Origin of the sequence: Pseudomonas sp. NPDC087814, assembly GCF_044742865.1 — a bacterium.
Lineage (GTDB): Bacteria > Pseudomonadota > Gammaproteobacteria > Pseudomonadales > Pseudomonadaceae > Aquipseudomonas.
This window is the reverse complement of record NZ_JBIUVK010000067.1, coordinates 1-18,182: the sequence shown is the minus strand read 5'-3', so window position 1 is coordinate 18,182 and position 18,182 is coordinate 1. Positions and strand designations below refer to the sequence as shown.

18 protein-coding genes are annotated in these 18,182 nt (G+C 61.7%); 4 read left to right on the top strand and 14 right to left on the bottom strand.

The window, feature by feature from the left end:
• Nucleotides 1-3: 3 nt before the first annotated feature.
• From ACIOMR_RS28765 to ACIOMR_RS28715, 11 genes are all read right to left on the bottom strand, one after another.
• Entirely contained in the window at nt 4-495 is a 492-nt protein-coding gene (locus ACIOMR_RS28765) for a DUF2878 domain-containing protein (RefSeq protein WP_063033123.1), read from the bottom strand.
• Entirely contained in the window at nt 488-1,759 is a 1,272-nt protein-coding gene (locus ACIOMR_RS28760) for a cyclopropane-fatty-acyl-phospholipid synthase family protein (protein WP_087693767.1), read from the bottom strand. Before ACIOMR_RS28760 ends, ACIOMR_RS28765 begins: the two co-directional genes overlap by 8 nt.
• Nucleotides 1,746-2,552 (bottom strand): DUF1365 domain-containing protein, encoded by an 807-nt coding sequence (locus ACIOMR_RS28755; RefSeq protein ID WP_003208422.1) that lies wholly within the window; start codon nt 2,550-2,552, stop codon nt 1,746-1,748. Before ACIOMR_RS28755 ends, ACIOMR_RS28760 begins: the two co-directional genes overlap by 14 nt.
• A complete protein-coding gene (locus ACIOMR_RS28750; protein WP_401197777.1) occupies nt 2,549-3,796 on the bottom strand; it encodes an NAD(P)/FAD-dependent oxidoreductase in 1,248 nt (415 codons plus the stop codon). The genes ACIOMR_RS28755 and ACIOMR_RS28750 overlap by 4 nt, the downstream gene beginning before the upstream one ends.
• Complete coding sequence (locus ACIOMR_RS28745; protein WP_177029275.1) at nt 3,793-4,575, bottom strand: SDR family oxidoreductase; 783 nt, start codon at nt 4,573-4,575, stop codon at nt 3,793-3,795. The genes ACIOMR_RS28750 and ACIOMR_RS28745 overlap by 4 nt, the downstream gene beginning before the upstream one ends.
• Nucleotides 4,572-4,994, bottom strand: coding sequence for a nuclear transport factor 2 family protein (locus tag ACIOMR_RS28740; protein ID WP_008432282.1), 423 nt, complete (start codon nt 4,992-4,994; stop codon nt 4,572-4,574). The genes ACIOMR_RS28745 and ACIOMR_RS28740 overlap by 4 nt, the downstream gene beginning before the upstream one ends.
• Nucleotides 4,987-6,432, bottom strand: a complete 1,446-nt coding sequence (phrB, locus tag ACIOMR_RS28735; protein ID WP_401197775.1) for a deoxyribodipyrimidine photo-lyase — start codon at nt 6,430-6,432, stop codon at nt 4,987-4,989. Before phrB ends, ACIOMR_RS28740 begins: the two co-directional genes overlap by 8 nt.
• A complete protein-coding gene (locus ACIOMR_RS28730) occupies nt 6,433-7,362 on the bottom strand; it encodes a MerR family transcriptional regulator (RefSeq protein ID WP_401197772.1) in 930 nt (309 codons plus the stop codon).
• 3 nt (nt 7,363-7,365) lie between these two features.
• On the bottom strand, nt 7,366-8,337 hold the full coding sequence (locus ACIOMR_RS28725) for a DUF523 and DUF1722 domain-containing protein (protein WP_008432288.1): 972 nt from the start codon (nt 8,335-8,337) through the stop codon (nt 7,366-7,368).
• A gap of 112 nt (nt 8,338-8,449) precedes the next feature.
• Nucleotides 8,450-8,665 (bottom strand): TIGR02450 family Trp-rich protein, encoded by a 216-nt coding sequence (locus ACIOMR_RS28720; RefSeq protein WP_003208432.1) that lies wholly within the window; start codon nt 8,663-8,665, stop codon nt 8,450-8,452.
• A complete protein-coding gene (locus tag ACIOMR_RS28715; RefSeq protein ID WP_003208434.1) occupies nt 8,662-9,648 on the bottom strand; it encodes an NAD(P)/FAD-dependent oxidoreductase in 987 nt (328 codons plus the stop codon). Before ACIOMR_RS28715 ends, ACIOMR_RS28720 begins: the two co-directional genes overlap by 4 nt.
• Nucleotides 9,649-9,857: 209 nt before the next feature.
• Here ACIOMR_RS28715 and ACIOMR_RS28710 point away from each other — a divergent pair, with 209 nt between their 5' ends.
• Both ACIOMR_RS28710 and hemH read left to right on the top strand, forming a co-directional pair.
• Nucleotides 9,858-10,757 carry a TIGR01777 family oxidoreductase gene (locus ACIOMR_RS28710; RefSeq protein WP_102368132.1) on the top strand — a complete coding sequence of 300 codons (900 nt, stop codon included), beginning with the start codon at nt 9,858-9,860 and terminating at the stop codon, nt 10,755-10,757.
• Between the two features lie 14 nt (nt 10,758-10,771).
• A complete protein-coding gene (gene hemH / locus ACIOMR_RS28705; RefSeq protein ID WP_401197768.1) occupies nt 10,772-11,797 on the top strand; it encodes a ferrochelatase in 1,026 nt (341 codons plus the stop codon).
• A 344-nt stretch (nt 11,798-12,141) separates the two neighbouring features.
• On the opposite strand, the gene ACIOMR_RS28700 is transcribed toward hemH, so the two are convergent.
• The 3 genes from ACIOMR_RS28700 to algW all read right to left on the bottom strand — a co-directional run bounded on the left by ACIOMR_RS28700 (nt 12,142) and on the right by algW (nt 16,248).
• Nucleotides 12,142-12,861 carry a DUF4198 domain-containing protein gene (locus tag ACIOMR_RS28700; protein WP_177123004.1) on the bottom strand — a complete coding sequence of 240 codons (720 nt, stop codon included), beginning with the start codon at nt 12,859-12,861 and terminating at the stop codon, nt 12,142-12,144.
• A gap of 12 nt (nt 12,862-12,873) precedes the next feature.
• Nucleotides 12,874-14,985, bottom strand: coding sequence for a TonB-dependent siderophore receptor (locus ACIOMR_RS28695; protein WP_177081312.1), 2,112 nt, complete (start codon nt 14,983-14,985; stop codon nt 12,874-12,876).
• Nucleotides 14,986-15,093: 108 nt separating this feature from the next.
• The gene (gene algW / locus ACIOMR_RS28690; protein WP_003208442.1) at nt 15,094-16,248 is read right to left on the bottom strand and encodes a Do family serine endopeptidase AlgW; all 1,155 of its coding nucleotides are present in this window, start codon (nt 16,246-16,248) and stop codon (nt 15,094-15,096) included.
• Nucleotides 16,249-16,351: 103 nt separating this feature from the next.
• Between algW and ACIOMR_RS28685 the strand changes: the two genes are divergently transcribed.
• Both ACIOMR_RS28685 and cysD read left to right on the top strand, forming a co-directional pair.
• Entirely contained in the window at nt 16,352-17,110 is a 759-nt protein-coding gene (locus ACIOMR_RS28685; RefSeq protein WP_401197762.1) for a Nif3-like dinuclear metal center hexameric protein, read from the top strand.
• A gap of 256 nt (nt 17,111-17,366) precedes the next feature.
• Nucleotides 17,367-18,182: sulfate adenylyltransferase subunit CysD (cysD, locus tag ACIOMR_RS28680; protein WP_401197759.1), on the top strand; the 816-nt coding region annotated here is incomplete at its 3' end.

The following is an 18,182-nucleotide window of genomic DNA, read 5'->3' as shown; positions in this document are numbered from 1 at the left end:
ACGTCAATGTGCCAACTGCCTGGCGACCCAATGCAACAACGGAAAAATCATCCCCCAGAGTAACGCCAGGCCGATGACGGTCGGCACGGTGCCATAGCCGAAACTCACCCCCGCCAGTTGGCTGCCCGCGTAATAGGACAACGGCCCGCCCACCGCCCCCAACAAACTCGCACGCCACCAGGGCTGCGCGCTCCAGGCCAGGCAATGGCGCAGCGTGGTCGCCAGCAATGCCCACAACAGGATCAGCCACAATGGCGCCAACGGCCCGGGCAGGCTGAAATGAAACACGCCGAATGCACGTAGCACGGTGTCGATCACGGTGCCCAACAAGGTGACGGCAAGAATCACCTGGCCTTCCGCTGACCACGAACTTATCCACAGCAGATGGATTACCAGCACCGCCAACCCCACCAACAGCCACAGACTGTCGCCGCCCAGCACACAGGCAAACCAGCCGCACTGGAACAGCACGGCATTTGCCAGTGGTTTAAGCATCAAAGCGCCCGAGCAGTGGCTGGGTCAGCGCCGCCGGCTTGGCCAGCAGCATCTGCGCGGTGCCGATGGTGCGCTCCATAAAGCCGCCTTCGCAGTAGCACAGGTAAAACTCCCACAGCCGCAGGAAGTATTCGTCGTAGCCCATTTCCGTCAGGCGGCTGTGGGCGCGGCGAAAGTTCTCATGCCACAGGCGCAGGGTTCGCGCGTAGTGCAGGCCGAAGTCCTCCATGTGCAGCAGGTTCATGTCCGTGTCGCGGCTGACGACCTCCAGCATCTTCTGTACACAGGGCAGGGCGCCGCCGGGGAAGATATAGCGCTGGATAAAATCCACGCTGCTCTTGGCTTGTTCGTAGCGCTGCTCGCGAATGGTGATCGCTTGCAGCAACATCAGGCCGTTGCTCTTGAGCAACTGCGCGCACTGTTTGAAATAGGTCGGCAGGAAGCGGTGGCCCACGGCTTCGATCATCTCGATCGACACCAGCTTGTCGTACTGCCCGGTCAGGTCGCGGTAGTCCTCCAGCAGCAACGTCACCTGATTCTGCAAACCCAGGGCCTCGATGCGTTTTTCAGTGTAGGCAAACTGCTCTTTGGACAGGGTCGTGGTGGTGACCTTACAGCCGTACTGCTGCGCGGCATAAATCGCCATGCTGCCCCAGCCGGTGCCGATTTCCAGCAGGTGGTCGGACGGTTTCAGCGCGAGCTTCTGGCAGATGCGTTCCAGCTTGTTCAGTTGTGCCTGTTCCAGTGTGTCATCGGCGGTGAGGAACTGCGCGGCCGAATACATCATGGTCGGGTCGAGGAATTCCTCGAACAGGTCGTTGCCCAGGTCGTAGTGGGCGGCGATGTTTTTCTGCGAGCCCTTGCGCGTATTGCGGTTGAGCCAGTGCAGGCCCTGGGTGAAGGGCCGCGCCAGTTTGGCCAGGCCACCTTCCAGCGCATCCAGCACGTCGAGGTTGCTGACCATCACCCGTACCACGGCGGTCAGGTCCGGGCTGCTCCAGTAACCATGGATAAATGCCTCGCCGGCGCCGATGGAGCCGTTGGCCGCCACCAGCCCCCACACGGCTGAATCGAGGATCTGGATCTCCCCCAGCAGGTGCGCTTCCCGTGCGCCGAAGACTTGCCGTTCGCCGTCCTCGATCACCACCAACTGGCCGTGGCGCAGTTGGCCGAGCTGGCGCAGCACGGCTTTGCGCAGCAGCGCGGCGGTCATGCCGTTGACGTTCAAGCGGTTGGATTTGACCGATAAGCTAGGGGATTTCATGGCGGCGATCCTTGGTGTACCCGACTGCGGTGCGAGAAGCGCCTTCGGCGGCGTGATGGGAAAAAATCGGCGTGCGTTTAAGCAAGAGGCGCAAGGCCTGCCAATAAATGGCCAGGCAGGTCTTGGCGGTCATCCACGGGAAGCGCCACAGGTAGCGGTGCAGGCTGGCGCGGTTCAGGGCTTCGCGTTGCAGGCTCAAGGTGGCATCGAAGACTTTCAGTTCGCCCTGCCAGTCGGCCATGTGCACGCCGAGTCTGGCGGCGGGCGGGCTGAAGCTCATGCGGTATTCCAGGTCCCGGGGCAAGAACGGCGAGACATGAAACGCCTTGGCCACGGCGAAGTGCTGATGCTCACCGGCAGGCAGCGCCTGGGCCGGCAGCACGTAGTGATAGCGCTCGCGCCACGGGGTGTTGGTCACTTCACAAAGGATCGCGGCCAGCGTTCCGTCGGCCTCGAAGCAGTAGAAGAAACTCACCGGGTTAAAGGCCAGGCCCCAACTGCGGGCCTGGGTCAGCAGGCAGATAACGCCCGAGGGGATGCGCCCCAGGGCCTTGCCGACTTCTTGGCGTACGGCATCGGTCAAGCTCATGCCGTGACGGGTAAATTCACGCAGGTAATCCTGCTGGCGAAACGCGAACGGCGCCCAGCGCTCGCCCGCCAATGGCGACAAGCCGAACACTTCGTCCTGTTCGCTGAGGTCCAGGTACAGCAGGCCGATCCGGTAGCGGAAGGCATGGCCCTTTGGCGTAAACCGCCGATGGGCGATCCAGCCACTGTACAGGGCGCTGTTCACAGGATTTCCCCGAACGCCTTGGCCACGCGCAATGCGCTGACCACGCCGTCTTCGTGGAAACCGTTGGCCCAGTAGGCGCCGCAGTAATAGGTGTGCTGCGTGCCGTGCAATTCTTCCCAGCGCGCTTGGGCGGCCACAGCGGCCAGGCTGTATTGCGGGTGGGCGTAGGTGTAGCGGGCGAGGACTTTGAGCGGGTTGATCAGCGCCGTTTGATTGAGGCTCACGCAAAAGGTGGTGGTGCTGTCGATGCCTTGCAGGATGTTCATGTCGTAGGTCACCGCCGCCTGTTTTTGCGCGCGGCCATCCAGGCGGTAATTCCAGCTGGCCCAGGCCAGTTTGCGCTCGGGCAGCAGACGGGTATCGGTGTGCAGGACGACGTCATTGTCGGCGTAGGGCAGGGCGCCAAGGATCTGTTGCTCGGCCAGGCTCGCATCCCCCAGCAAGGCCAGGGCCTGGTCGCTGTGGCAGGCGAACACCACCTTGTCGAATGCCTCGCTGCCGGCGGCGCTGTGGATAACTGCGCCGATGGCTGAACGCTCAACCCGGGTGACCGGGCAATTGAGGCGGATATTTTCGCGGAAGGACTGGGTCAGCGGTTCGATATAGCGGCTGGAACCGCCTTCGATCACGCACCACTGCGGCCGGTTGCTCACCGACAACAAGCCATGGTTCTTGAAGAACCGCACGAAGAATTGCAGGGGAAACCCGAGCATGTCAGCCAGGGACATCGACCAGATCGCCGCGCCCATCGGCACGATGTAGTGCTGGATAAATCGCTGGCCGTAGCCGCCCGCTTGCAGGTACTCGCCCAGGGTCATCTCGGCGCTGATGCGTTGCTCTTGCAGGTCCAGGGGCGCCTGGCGGTTGAAGCGCAGGATATCGCGCAACATGCCCCAGAACCCCGGCGACAGAATATTCCGGCGCTGGGCAAACAGGCTGTTGAGATTGTTGCCGTTGTACTCGAACCCGGCGTTCGGGTCGCACACCGAAAAGCTCATCTCGGTGGGTTTGTACGTCACGCCAATTTGCCCCAGCAGCTTGATGAAGTTGGGATAGGTCCAGTCGTTGAACACGATAAAGCCGGTGTCCACCGCATGGCTTTTGCCTTCCACCGTGACATTCACCGTGTGAGTGTGCCCGCCGATGCGGTCGCCCGCTTCGAACAGGGTGATGTCGTGGCGGCGACCGAGCAGGTAGGCGCTGGTCAGCCCGGCAATGCCGCTGCCGATAATGGCGATCTTCACAGGTCGTCCTTTCTCGGCGGCGGGCTGCGCAGCATGCGTTTGCCAATGATCAACTGGACGCGGTTCGGCAGTTTCGACAGTGGCCACAAGGCGGCAATAAACAGGGCAGGGAAGGCAATTTCCAATGGGCGGCTCTGCAGCTTGGCGAAGATATGTCGCGCGGCCTTGTCTGCCGGCCAGCTCAGGGGCATCGGGAAATCATTGCGGGCGGTCAGCGGCGTGTCGACAAACCCCGGGCTGACCACGGTGACGTCGATCCCTTCAGGCGACAGGTCGATACGCAGGGACTCGAACAGGTAACGCAGGCCCGCCTTCGACGCACCATAGGCTTCCGCCCTAGGCATCGGCAGGTAGGTCACCGCACTGGCCACACCGACCAGGTGCGGTGTATGACCGGCACGCAACAGCGGCAGCGCGGCCTCGATGCAGTAACTGCTGGCCAGCAGGTTGGTGCGCACCACGTGCTCGATGATCGAGGCGTCGAACTGCCTTGCATCCACGTATTCGCAGGTGCCGGCATTCAGGATCACCGTATCCAGCGAACCCCAGGCCACTGCGATGTGTTCACCGATCTCGCGCACGGTCTGGCTGTTGGTCAGGTCGCCGGCCACCACCAGCACTTGCCCGGGGTATTGCTGGGCAAGCTGTTCCAGGGGCGCCTTGGAGCGGGAACTGAGGGCCACATGGGCACCGCTTTCGAGCAGCGTCTTGGCCAGTTCGGCCCCGATGCCACTGCTGGCACCGGTCAACCAGTAACGACGTGGAAGGTTAAGGCTCATCCCATTCTCCTTTTCAGCCAGCTGACCACACCGCCAAGGACCGGCACGTGTTCATACAGCAACTGTCCAGCGTCAAAATAATCCCGGTGGCGATACACCTTGTCGCGCCACAGCAGGTGCGAGCAGCCTTCCACACGAATCACTTCGCCCTTGGCCAGGCGCGGGTGGCAGAAGCTCATTGTCCAGCGCAGGTAGCCTTCGCCTTCCGCCACTTGATCAAAGCCATGGAAGTCAAAGCGCAACTGGGTAACGTTGTCGTACAGCTCGGCGAAGTAGCGGTGCAACGCCGGCAGCCCGTGCACCTCGTGCAGTGGGTCGGTGAAACTGATGTCCTGGCTGTACAGGCCGTCGAGCAGGTGCAGGTTGTGCTTGTCCACACTGGCGAACACCTGGGCGAAGCGGCGCAGGAAATCACTCATAAGCACCTCCGACCGCCTGGCGTGAAGGCAGGCTGCGGAAAGCGGCGAGGGCGCGCTCGCGGGATTTTTTCAAATCGACGATAGGACGAGGATAGTCGGCCACACCAAACAGGCCGCCCACGGCGTCGGGGGCGTGCACTTCCTTTTTGTTCAGCGCCGCCAGTTGCGGCAGCCAGTGCTTGATAAATACACCTTCGCCGTCGAATTTTTCCGATTGGCTCAAGGGGCTGAAAATCCGGAAGTACGGGGCCGAGTCGGTGCCGGTGGACGAGCTCCACTGCCAGCCACCGTTGTTGGCTGCCAGGTCGCCATCGATCAGGTGACGCATGAAAAAGCGCTCGCCTTCGCGCCAGTCGATCAGCAGGTTTTTGGTCAGGAACATCGCTACCACCATGCGCAGGCGATTGTGCATCCAGCCGGTTTCCAGCAGCTGGCGCATGGCGGCGTCGATGATCGGCAGGCCGGTGCGTGCTTCCTGCCACGCTTTCAAGTCTTCCGGGCTGTTGCGCCAGGCCACGGCTTCGGTCTCTGGGCGGAATGCGCGGTGGCGCGAGACCCGTGGGTAGCCCACCAGAATATGTTTGTAGAACTCGCGCCACAGCAGCTCGTTGATCCAGGTAATCGCGCCGATGTCGCCGCTTTCGAATTCACCCTGGTTGCTTTGCAGCGCGGCATGCAGGCACTGGCGCGGTGAAACCACGCCCGCTGCAAGGTAGGCCGAAAGCTGGCTGGTACCGGGCTTGGCCGGGAAGTCGCGTTCGTCCTTGTAGTAGCTGATTTGTGCGTCGGCGAACTGGTCGAGACGGCGCCGGGCTTCGGCTTCGCCGGCAGGCCACAGGGCGCGCAAGGCTTCGCTCGGGGTAGCGAAGCCCTCGACGTGATCCGGAACCTCGTCGCTTTTGAGTGTGAGCGGCGCCTGCGCCTTGGGAGTGGCGACCAAACGCGGCAAGGCGCCATGCAGGCGGCTGTAGCAGACCTTGCGGAACTGGCTGAACACCTGGAAGTAGGTGCCGGTCTTGGTCAGCACGCTGCCGGGCTGGAAAAACAACTGGTCCAGATAGGTGTGGAACGTGATGCCTTGAGCTTCGAGGGCCTTGGCCACGGCGGCGTCGCGGCGCTCTTCGTGGATGCCGTATTCGTCATTGACGTGCACCGACTCCACCGACAGTTCCTGGCACAGGCCTGCCAAAACTTCAGGTGCTTGATCCCAAGTGTCGGCATGGCGGATCAATAACGGAATGTTCAACTCGCCCAGTGCCGAGCTCAAGCGCTGCAGGTTGCGCAGCCAGAAATCGACCTTGCACGGCGCGTCATCGTGGGCCAGCCATTGCCCGGGGCTGATCAGGTAGACGGCCGCTGTCGGGCCACGCTGTGCGGCGGCGGCGAGGGCGGTGTTGTCATGTAGGCGCAGGTCGGTGCGCAGCCAGATCAAGTGCATTTAAATAAGTCCACGCTGGATCAGTACCTGATGGGCCGACAACGGGTCTTCGGCCAGGAGCAATTCAGGAATCTCTTCGGTTAATACGGACAGCTCCGCCTGGTGGATGCATACCGTTGGTCCGGTTATCAGTTTTGGGCAACTGAAGCCGCTCAACAGTTTGCCCAGCACCGAGGTATGGAGTGCCTTGCTCGAATACAGCAGTACCGCGCGGGGTTGCAGATGCTCGACGGCCAGGGCCAGTTCGCCCACCGGCAATGGCCAGTCGAAAACTTCCACCGGGCAATCGGCGCTGCTGGCGAGCCAGGCGGTGAGCCACAGGTGCGGCTCCAGCGGCAGGTCGGAATGGTTGATCAGCAACAGGGGGGCGCCGTTGAGCTGGCGGTTGTTGTGATACATCCGCGCACCGAATTTGCTGCGCAGCCAGGAATAGAAAAACACCCGTTCCATCTGCGCGCCGAACTGGCCTTGCCAGCGCAGTTCGAGCTCCTTGAGCAACGGCAATAACAGTTGCTCGCACAAGGTGCGCGGCGGGTACAGCGCCATGGCCTGGTTGAAGGCATCATCCACCCGGCGCTCGGCCAGTTCGCTGATGGCCTGCATCAGGTGCTGGCGGCGGTTGTGCCATTCGTTTTCCACCGGCGGCTCGCTGGTGGCTTGCGCGGTGTCGATCAGGCTCTTGACCTGGCTGACCGGCACACCGCGGTTGAGCCAGGTCAGGATGGTATGGATACGTTGCACGTGCTCGGCACTGAACAGGCGGTGCCCCTTGGGCGTGCGCTGGGGCACGATCAGGCCGTAGCGCCGCTCCCAGGCGCGCAAGGTCACGGCGTTGACGCCGGTCTGGCGCGCCACTTCGCGGATCGGCAGCCAGCCTTGTTCGATGGCCTCGGCGATGTCTTCGCCAGGTTCTTGCAGGGGAAAAGTCATAGGTTAAATCGCATTACGCAGGCTGAGGTTTTCCGGGTGCGGTTGCAGGTAGGCCTGCTGCGCGATATAGCGGTCCGGATGCTGGCGAAAGTGGTGCTTGAGCAGCGTCAGCGGTACCACCAGCGGCACGATGCCCTGGCGGTATTGGCTGATGATGGTCTGCATTTCCTGTTTGTCTTCGGCGCTGATGGCTTGCTTGAGGTAGCCGCTGATGTGTTGCAGCACGTTGGTGTGGGTGCCGCGTGTGGCGCACTGGGTCAGGGCGCTCATCAGTTCGCTGAAGTAGCCGGCGGCCAAGGCGCCCAGGTCGACGTCCCTGGGCATGCTGCCCAGCAGGTTGCCGAGGCTTTTGTAATGCACCGGGCTGTGGGCCATCAGCAGGTATTTGTAGCGCGAGTGAAATTCCAGCAGGCGGTGACGGGTCAGGCCTTCGGCGAGCAGTTGCTGCCAGGTGGCGTAGACGAACACCCGGGTCAGGAAGTTTTCCCGCAGCACCGGGTCATTCAGCCGACCGTCTTCTTCCACCGGCAGGTTGGGGTGGCGCGCACAAAACGCCTGGGCGTAGATGCCGCGCCCGCCGCCGTCGATGGGCATGCCGTTGTCCTGATAGACCTTTACCCGCTCCAGGCCGCAGGACGGGGATTTCTGCATGAAGATGTAACCGCAGAGGTCGGTGTGTTCAGCTGCCATTTGCTGGCCGTAATCGTCCAGCGGCTGGGTCACGTTAAGTTCGCGGTTTACGGTGCCAACGGCCTGTGGATTGAGCGGGTCGCCCACCAGGCGAATCGGTTCGCGGGGGATGCCCAGGCCAATGGCGACTTCAGGGCACAGCGGCACGAAGTCGAAATAATCGGCCAGGGTCTGGCTACACAGCTGGGATTGTTTATGCCCGCCGTTGAAGCGCACGTTCTCGCCCAACAGGCAGGCGCTGATGGCGATTTTCGGTTTGCCGGTGGCGGGCAGGGTGCTGGACATGGCCAAACCTCGATGAAATTCCTGTACAGAGTTAAATTCCTGTACAACTTAATCTCATCATAGGTTTGAAGCTGTACAAGTCAAATAATTTGTACAGGTATTTGCGGAATGGCTATTTCCAGCCGATTTTCCAGTCTTCGGCGTTCTGCAGGGTTTGCCAGGCCAGGCGCTGCACGCGATGGCTCATCACGGCTTCCAGCTCGATTTCCTGCACATCGCCTTCGTCATCACGCAGCAGTTTGGTCACCAGAAAATGTTTTTCCTTGTGCTGCGGGCGGGCTGCTGTCCACTTCGACAGCAGCAGCTTGGCGGGATTGATGCGGTTCATCGCAGGTGCTCGATCAACCGCCGCGCCGCCTCCTGGCCGCTGAGCCACGCACCTTCCACGCGGCCTGACAGGCACCAGTCGCCACATACATACAGGCCCAGGTCGGCGTCGGCCAGCACGCCAAATTCATGGCTGGTGGACGGCCGCGCGTACAGCCAGCGGTGGGCGAGGGTGAAGGATGGCGCCGGCATGGCGCTGTGCAGCAGCTCGGCGAAGGCGCCGTGCAGGTGTTCGATCACGGCTTCCTTGGACAGGTCTAGGTGTTGCTTGCTCCAGGTGCTGGTGGCGTGCAAAACCCAGGTGTCGAGGGTGGTGTCGCGCCCCGGTTTGCTGCGGTTGCGCGCCAGCCAGTCCAGCGGGCTGTCCTGGACGAAGCAGCCTTCCATGGGCGTATCCAGCGGCTTGTCGAAGGCCAGGGCAATGGCCCAGGTCGGGTCCATCTTGACCCCGGCGGCGACACTCGCCAGCTTGGGCGCAGCGGCCAGCAAGGCAGTGGCCTGGGGCGCCGGGGTGGCGATGATCACGTGGCTGAACGGGCCGTGGCTTTCGCCGTCGGCGTCCAGCAGGTTCCAGTGATGTTTACCCTGGAACACTTCGGTGATGCGGCAACCGAACTGCACCGGCAAGTCATCGAGCAGGGCGCGGGTGATCGCACTCATGCGCGGCGTGCCGACCCAGCGGATCTGTTCATCGGGGGAGGGCGTCAGTTGGCCGGACTTGAAGTTGTACAGCTGTGGCTTCCATTGCTCGGCGCAACCATTGGCCTGCCAGCGTTGCACCTCATTGACGAAGCGCCGGTCGCGGGCGGTGAAGTACTGTGCGCCCATGTCCAGCGAGCCCGCATCGCTGCGCTTGCTGGACATGCGACCGCCACTGCCGCGGCTTTTATCGAAGAGTTGTACAACGTGCCCCGCGTCTTTCAACGCTCGGGCGGCGGAGAGACCGGCGATGCCGGTGCCAATGATCGCGATGGGAACAGTCATGGGAGGCCTCGTTTTACCGTTGGGTACAGACTACGCCGACACCAATAGCTGTACAATATTGTTTTTTGGTATAAGTTTTGGCGTACCTGATCGTTTGGCGTGACCTATGGTTAAACCTGAAGGTTTAACCAGCGTTGCGCCCGATTAAAACATCCCTGTTTATAAAATAGACTAACGGTGGTCGGCGAACGTTACACGAGGAACAACTCATGCACATTTTGCTGACCGGCGGTACCGGTTTGATCGGCCATCAACTTTGCCAATACTGGCTTGCCCAGGGCCATCGCCTCACGGTCTGGAGCCGCCATCCCGAACAAGTGGCTAAATTGTGCGGCGCCCAGGTGCGTGGCGTCGCCCGCCTGCAGGACATAAACGAGGCGGTGGACGCGGTGGTCAACCTGGCCGGCGCGCCGATTGCCGACCGGCCCTGGACGCATAAACGCAAGGCGCTGTTGTGGAGCAGCCGTATCGGCCTCACCGAAACGCTGCTGGCCTGGCTTGAGGGCCTTGAGCATAAACCGGCGGTGTTGATCTCCGGTTCCGCGGTGGGCTGGTACGGCGACGGCGGTGAGCGCGAGCTGACCGAAGACAGCGGCCCGGTGCAGGACGATTTCGGCAGCCAGTTATCCATTGCCTGGGAAGAAACCGCCCAGCGTGCCGAGGCATTGGGCATCCGCGTGGTGCTGGTGCGTACCGGGCTGGTGCTGGCGGCGGAGGGCGGCTTTTTGTCGCGGCTGTTGCTGCCGTTCAAACTGGCGCTGGGCGGGCCTATCGGCAATGGTCGGCAGTGGATGCCATGGGTCCATATAAAGGATCAAATCGCCCTGATTGATTTTCTTCTGCACAAGACCGATGCCAGCGGTCCTTATAATGCCTGCGCGCCACACCCGGTACGCAACCTGGAGTTCGCCAAGACCCTGGGCAAGGTGCTGCACCGCCCGGCGTTCATGCCCATGCCGGCGTTTGCCTTGCGTATCGGCCTGGGCGAGTTGTCCGGTTTGTTGCTGGGTGGCCAGCGGGCTTTGCCGCAGCGGCTGTTGGCGGCCGGTTTCACTTTCCAGTTCACTGAGTTGCATGCGGCCCTGGACGACTTGTCCAGCCGCCTCTAGAGATAGGATGTTGCATGACGGATCACGCGTTGTTACTGGTCAACCTGGGTTCACCGGCGTCCACTTCGGTGGCGGATGTGCGCAGCTACCTCAATCAGTTCCTGATGGACCCTTACGTCATTGACCTGCCATGGCCGGTTCGGCGTTTGCTGGTGTCGCTGATCCTGATCAAGCGCCCGGAGCAATCGGCCCATGCCTACGCCTCGATCTGGTGGGACGAAGGCTCGCCGCTGGTAGTTCTTAGCCGTCGCTTGCAACAACAGATGACTGCACAGTGGACCCAGGGGCCGGTGGAGTTGGCCATGCGCTATGGCGAGCCGTCGATTGAAAGCGTACTGACCCGGCTGGCGTCCCAAGGCATCCAGAAAGTGACCCTGGCGCCGTTGTACCCGCAGTTTGCCGACAGCACCGTGACCACGGTAATCGAAGAGGCCCGGCGCGTGGTACGGCACAAAAAGCTGGCGATCGAGTTTTCGATTCTGCAGCCGTTCTACGATGAACCGGAGTACCTGGACGCCTTGGCCAACAGCGCCAGAGCCTATGTGGAAGAGGATTTCGATCACCTCCTGCTGAGCTTTCATGGGTTGCCCGAGCGCCACCTGAAAAAGCTCGACCCTACCGGGCAACACTGCTTCAAGGACGCCAACTGCTGCCAGAACGCCTCTCCCGAGGTGCTTGCCACGTGCTATCGCGCGCAGTGTTTCAGCGTTGCGCGGGATTTTGCCGAGCGCCTTGGCTTGCCGGATGGCAAATGGTCGGTGGCGTTCCAGTCGCGGCTGGGCCGGGCCAAGTGGATCGAACCTTACACCGAGGCACGCCTTGAAGCGTTGGCTCAGCAGGGCGCGAAGAAGCTGCTGGTGATGTGCCCGGCGTTTGTTGCGGACTGCATCGAGACACTGGAGGAAATTGGTGATCGCGGCCTGGAGCAATTCCGCGAGGCGGGGGGCGAGGAGTTGGTGTTGGTGCCGTGCCTGAACGATGACCCGCAGTGGGCGGCGGCGCTCAATACCCTGTGTGAAAGAGCGCCGGTCGCGCTGTAATCAAGCCGAGTGAGGACTGAATGTGGGAGCGGGCTTGCTCGCGAAGGCGGTGGGTCAGTTAATGAAGATGGCGACTGACACACCGCCTTCGCGAGCAAGCCCGCTCCCACATTGACTGTGCCCACTCTGAATTTTCGGTGTTACTCGTGATGCGGCTCGCCCAGGAAGGTCAGGGAACTGGAAAAAGCGCCGGTTGCACTGTAATCAAGCCGAGTGAGGACTGAATGTGGGAGCGGGCTTGCTCGCGAAGACGGTGGGTCAGTTAATGAAGATGGCGACTGACACACCGCTTTCGCGAGCAAGCCCGCTCCCACATTGACTGTGCCCACTTTGGATTTGCGGGGTTACTCGTGATGCGGCTCGCCCAGGAAGGTCAGGGAACTGAACAGTCCGCGAGTCGCGACATCAGCATTGTCTTTGAGCGGGATTTCCACCTGCGCCGCAATCACATTCAATCCTTCATTTCTCACCAGCACCTGGGCGCGACCGTCTTTATCGGTCTCGGTGCTCAGGGTGTTCGGTGCGTTGCGATAGTCTCCGATCAGCTTGACCCCAGCCGCCGGCTTGCCATCCAGCAGCACCCGTACCGGCAGTGATTTACCCGGGCCGACCGTCAGCGGATCAACTTCCGGCAAGATCAGTAGCTTGATCTGATCCAGCTTCGGCAACTTCGTCCCCGGCTGGTAGATCGCCAGGCTGTACTTGAAGGTCTGGGTCGACTCAATCGCCCCCGGCACCTTGCTGCGGCCCTCGTTGATCCACTTCTTGTCAGGCGTCTGTGACCACATCCCGTTATCCAGGGCGACCGCCAATACAGCCGGCGATTTGAGCGGCTTCAGGCGCGCATGGTCGGGCAGACGTTCCACGGTCACCGGGATCATTTTGCCGCTGGCGTCGTAGGCCCAGGCGCCGCTGATTTTCTGCGCCTTGAACGCGTTGTCTTCGGCGCCGTGGCCGTAGATCACTTCGATATTGCCGCGCCGTTGTTCGGTCCACAGCCCGTGGGCCGAGACTTGGGTGGCAAACAGCAGGCCGAGCACGGCCAGGGATTTGAAGGCTTGCATGGTGACGTCCTTTTACAGGTTGAGGGTCAGGCTGACGGTGAAGTTGCGCGGCTCGCCGGGATTGACCCAGTAATTGCTGTAGGAGCGCTCGTAGTACTTTTCATCGAACAGGTTGTTGAGGTTCAGGCCCACGGTGACGTTGTCGCTGGCCTTGTAATGGGCCAGTAAATCGACGGTGTGGTAGGCCGGTAATTCAAAGCTTTTGCCGGCTTCGCCGGAGCGGTCGCCGACGTAGGTAAAGGCCGCACCGAGGTCGGAGCCGCGCAGCAGGCCGTCCTGGAATTCATACACGCCGAGCAAGCTGCCGCTGCGTTTGGCTACGCCGAGAATCCGGCTGCCGGTGGGGATGGCTTTGTCGCCTTTGGTCACTTCGGCGTCGATGTAGGCAAAGGCGCCGATCACCCGTACGGCGTCAGTCACCTGGCCGGTCAGTTGCAGGTCAAAACCCTGGCTGCGGGCCTTGCCCATGGCGCGCTGTGTGTCGGTAGCCGGGTCCAGGGCCAGGACATTTTCTTTCTCGATATGGAAGGCGGCGAGGGTGGTGCTCAGGCGGTCGTCGAACAGCTCGCTCTTGATCCCGATTTCATACCCCACGCCTTCTTCCGGCTTGAAGGATTTGCCGCCGGCGTCCAGGCCATTGTTGGGTTTGAACGAGGTGGAGGCGTTGGCGAACAGGCCCACTTCAGGCGTCAGTTGGTAGAGCAAGCCGGCGCGTTGGGTCAGGGCGTCGTGGGTCTGCCGGCTTTTGGCATGGTTGCGGCTGAAGTCGTCGGTGCGCTGCTCGAAGTGTTCGAACCGCGCGCCGATCATCCCGCGCAGGCGATCGGTGAAGATGATCTGGTCCTGCAGGTTCAGCGCCTGGCTTTTCACCTGTTCGAAAAAGTCAGTGCCGGAGCGCTTGCCGTTCGGTTTGGGCTGGCCATAGACCGGGTCATAGATGTCGATGGCGTAATCGCCGCCGGCGATGGCGGTCACCCGTTCTTTCTTGCGGTAGTCCTCGTACTCGGTGCCGATCAGCAATTCGTGCTGCCAACTGCCGATGTCGAACCGACCGCGCAGTTCGAGCTGGGTGATGCTGTCATGCCAACCGGTGGAGCGCTCGCGGTAGCGGCGGCTGAGGGTGTGGCCATCGGCATCCAGCGCGCGGTTTTCCGAGGCGTTGCCCCACAGGCTGCCTTGTTTGTAATGGCTGGCCAGGCGCAGTTGCCAGGCATCGTTGAGGTGATGCTCGAGGCTGGCTTGCAGGCGGTTGTTGTGGTTGCGGATATCGCCGTCGTCGGGCTCGCCGAGAAAGGTCGAGCGGGAGACGCCGCTCCAGCGGTTGTTGGGCGCGACGATGCCGCGGTCGAAAGTGGAGCGGTGACGCACGAATTCACTTTCCACCAGCAGGTGTGTGTCCGGGTCCAGTTGCCAACTGATGGAGGGCGCGACGAAGACCCGTTTGGCCTCAACGTGGTTGCGGAAGCTGTGGTTGTCTTCCACCGCCAGGTTGACCCGCGATAACACGTTGCCCTCGCTGTCCAGCGGCGTGTTCACGTCCAGCGCGGTGCGGTAGCGGTCCCAACTGCCGGCGCTGGTCTGCAGTGTGGTGAAGGCCTCGTGCTGCGGCTTTTTGCTGACGATATTCACCGTACCGCCTGGGTCACCACGGCCATACAGGCTGGCGGCGGGGCCCTTGAGCACCTCGATGCGCTCGATATTCGCCGCGTCCGGCGTGCTCGGGTAACCGCGGTTGGCGCTGAAACCGTCCACGTAAAACTCTGACGTGGTGAAGCCGCGAACGCTGTATTCGTAGAGCGTCAGGCCGCCGAAGTTGTTCTGTTTGGACACGCCGCCGGCAAACTCAAGGGCACGCTCGACGTTGGTGCTGCCCAGGTCGTTGAGTACCGAAGCGGGAATCACGCTGATGGATTGTGGGATATCCCGCAAGGCGGTGTCGGTTTTTGTGGCGCTGGCGGAGCGGGTGGCGCGATAGCCCTTGACCGGGCCGGTGGCTGATTCGTACGCCTCGCTGGTGATGCGGGTGGCTTCCAGTTCAACGGGGGCGGTGTCTTCGGCGTAGGCCGGGTCCACCAGCAAACCCAGGGCGATTCCCGCCAGCGGGGCAAATCTTCGAGACGGCATGATAGAGCGTTCCAATAGCGATATTGAAACAATATAACATGACTAATGAGAATGAATTTCTTTCGAAATATTAGGTAACAGGAGCCCGCGAACGGGCTCCCGAAGCCGTTATTCCTCTTCTTTCACCGGTGCAGGCGGCGGACGCAGGCCGATTTCCGCCGACAGCTTGATTTCCTTGCCATTGCGCATCACCTGGATCGCCACCTTGTCGGTGGGTTTGATCCGCGCCACCTGGTTCATCGACTTGCGACCATCTCCGGCCGGCTCGCCGTCGATGCTGAGGATCACATCCCCCAGTTGCAGGCCGGCTTTCTGCGCCGGGCCGTCGCGGAAGATCCCGGCGACCACGATGCCAGGGCGCCCGGTCAGGCCAAACGACTCGGCCAGTTCCTTGGTCAGCGGCTGGACTTCAATCCCCAGCCAGCCACGAATCACCTGGCCATGCTCGATGATCGACTTCATCACTTCAGTGGCCAGCTTCACCGGAATCGCGAAACCGATGCCCTGGGAGCCGCCGGACTTGGAGAAGATCGCGGTGTTGATGCCGGTCAGGTTGCCGTTGGCATCCACCAGCGCGCCGCCGGAGTTGCCCGGGTTGATCGCCGCGTCGGTCTGGATGAAGTCTTCGTAGCTGTTGAGGCCCAACTGGTTACGCCCGGTGGCGCTGATGATGCCCATGGTCACGGTCTGGCCGACGCCGAACGGGTTGCCGATGGCCAGCGCCACGTCACCTACGCGCAGCCCTTCGGAGCGCCCGATGGTGATCGAGGGCAGGCCTTTCAAATCGATTTTCAGCACCGCGAGGTCGGTTTCCGGGTCGCTGCCGACCACGCGGGCCAGGGTTTCCCGGCCATCACGCAGGGCCACCACAATCTGGTCGGCGCCGGTGGTGACGTGGTTGTTGGTGAGGATGTAGCCTTCCGGGCTCATGATCACGCCGGAGCCGAGGCTGGATTCCATGCGCCGCTGCTTGGGCGAGTTGTCGCCGAAATAGCGACGAAACTGTGGGTCTTCAAACAGCGGGTGCGCCGGTTTGTTGATGACCTTTGTGGTGTACAGGTTGACCACGGCGGGGGCGGCGATCACCACCGCATCGGCGTAAGTCACCGGGCCTTGTACCACCGCGCTGGTTTGCGGTGCCTGTTGCAGGTTGACATCGAGGGTCGGCAGGCCGACCAGTTGTGGATAACGCTGAATAATCAGCATCGCGATCAGCACGCCAGCCAACAATGGCCATCCAAAAAAACGCAGTGCCTTGAGCATGAAGAAAAATCCTGACAGGTTGCAGGGGGCGGGAGAGCGCCCATAATGTCGCGCATTATACGAGGCCGTGAGCGCCTCTGAACGGGATATTTAGGAGTCTTTTATGGCCGTTGCCCTGAGCACCTTAGTCGAGGAAGCGGACCGCTACCTTAATAGTGCCAAAATCGCCGATTACTGCCCCAACGGCCTGCAGGTCGAGGGCCGACCGCAAGTGCTGCGCATCGTCAGCGGCGTGACCGCCAGCCAGGCATTGCTGGACGCGGCGGTCGAAGCCCAGGCCGACCTGGTGCTGGTGCACCACGGTTATTTCTGGAAAGGCGAAAGCCCGTGCATCACCGGCATGAAGCAGCGCCGCCTGAAAACCCTGCTCAAGCACGACATCAGCCTGCTGGCCTATCACTTGCCGCTGGACCTGCACCCTGAGGTCGGCAACAACGTGCAACTGGCCCGGCAACTGGACATCACCGTCGAAGGCCCGCTGGACCCGGACAACCTCAAGGTCGTCGGCCTGGTGGGCTCCCTGGCCGAGCCGGCGTCGCCCCGTGATTTTGCCCGCCGCGTGCAGGAAGCCATGGGCCGCGAGCCGCTGCTGATCGAAGGCAGCGAGATGATCCGCCGCGTGGGCTGGTGCACCGGTGGTGGCCAGGGCTATATCGACCAGGCGGTGCTCGCCGGGGTTGACCTGTACCTGAGCGGCGAAGCCTCGGAGCAGACCTTCCACAGCGCCCGGGAAAACGACATCAGCTTCATAGCGGCCGGGCATCACGCCACCGAACGGTATGGTGTACAGGCGTTGGGTGATTACCTGGCGCGACGCTACGCCCTCGAACACCTCTTCATCGATTGCCCAAACCCGATCTAACGAACACCACCGGACACATGTGGGAGCGGGCTTGCTCGCGAATGCGGTGCATCAGTCGCCATATGCATTGACTGACACACCGCATTCGCGAGCAAGCCCGCTCCCACATTTGATCGAGTCGAGCCAAACCCAGCGGTATATTGATATACCGTTTCGATCTAGCCAGCCCCCTCAATAGAATCAGGCGCTGTGCTAGCATGCCCCGCTCGAACACGGCCCGCTGGCCGTCCATAAGATCGTTTTTCCGTGAGTAACCATGGTCGACAAACTGACGCATCTGAAACAGCTGGAGGCGGAAAGCATCCACATCATCCGCGAGGTCGCCGCCGAGTTCGATAACCCGGTGATGCTCTACTCGATCGGTAAAGACTCCGCCGTGATGCTGCACCTGGCACGCAAGGCCTTTTTCCCGGGCAAGCTGCCGTTTCCGGTGATGCACGTCGACACCCGCTGGAAATTCCAGGAGATGTACAAGTTCCGCGACAAGATGGTCGAAGAGCTTGGTCTTGAGTTGATCACTCACGTCAACCCGGACGGGGTGGCGCAGGGCATCAACCCGTTCACCCACGGCAGCGCCAAGCACACTGACATCATGAAGACCGAGGGCCTGAAACAGGCGCTCGACAAGTATGGTTTCGACGCTGCATTCGGCGGTGCCCGTCGCGATGAAGAGAAATCCCGTGCCAAAGAGCGCGTGTACTCGTTCCGCGACAGCAAGCACCGCTGGGACCCGAAAAACCAGCGCCCGGAGCTGTGGAACGTCTACAACGGCAACGTCAACAAAGGCGAGTCGATCCGTGTGTTCCCGCTGTCCAACTGGACCGAGCTGGATATCTGGCAGTACATCTACCTGGAAAAGATCGACATCGTGCCGCTGTACCTGGCGAAACCACGCCCGGTGGTGGAGCGCGACGGCATGCTGATGATGGTGGACGACGATCGCATCGATCTGCAGCCGGGCGAAGTGATCAGCCAGCGCATGGTGCGTTTCCGCACCCTGGGGTGCTGGCCGCTGACCGGCGCGGTGGACTCGCAGGCGCAAACCCTGCCGGAGATCATCGAAGAAATGCTG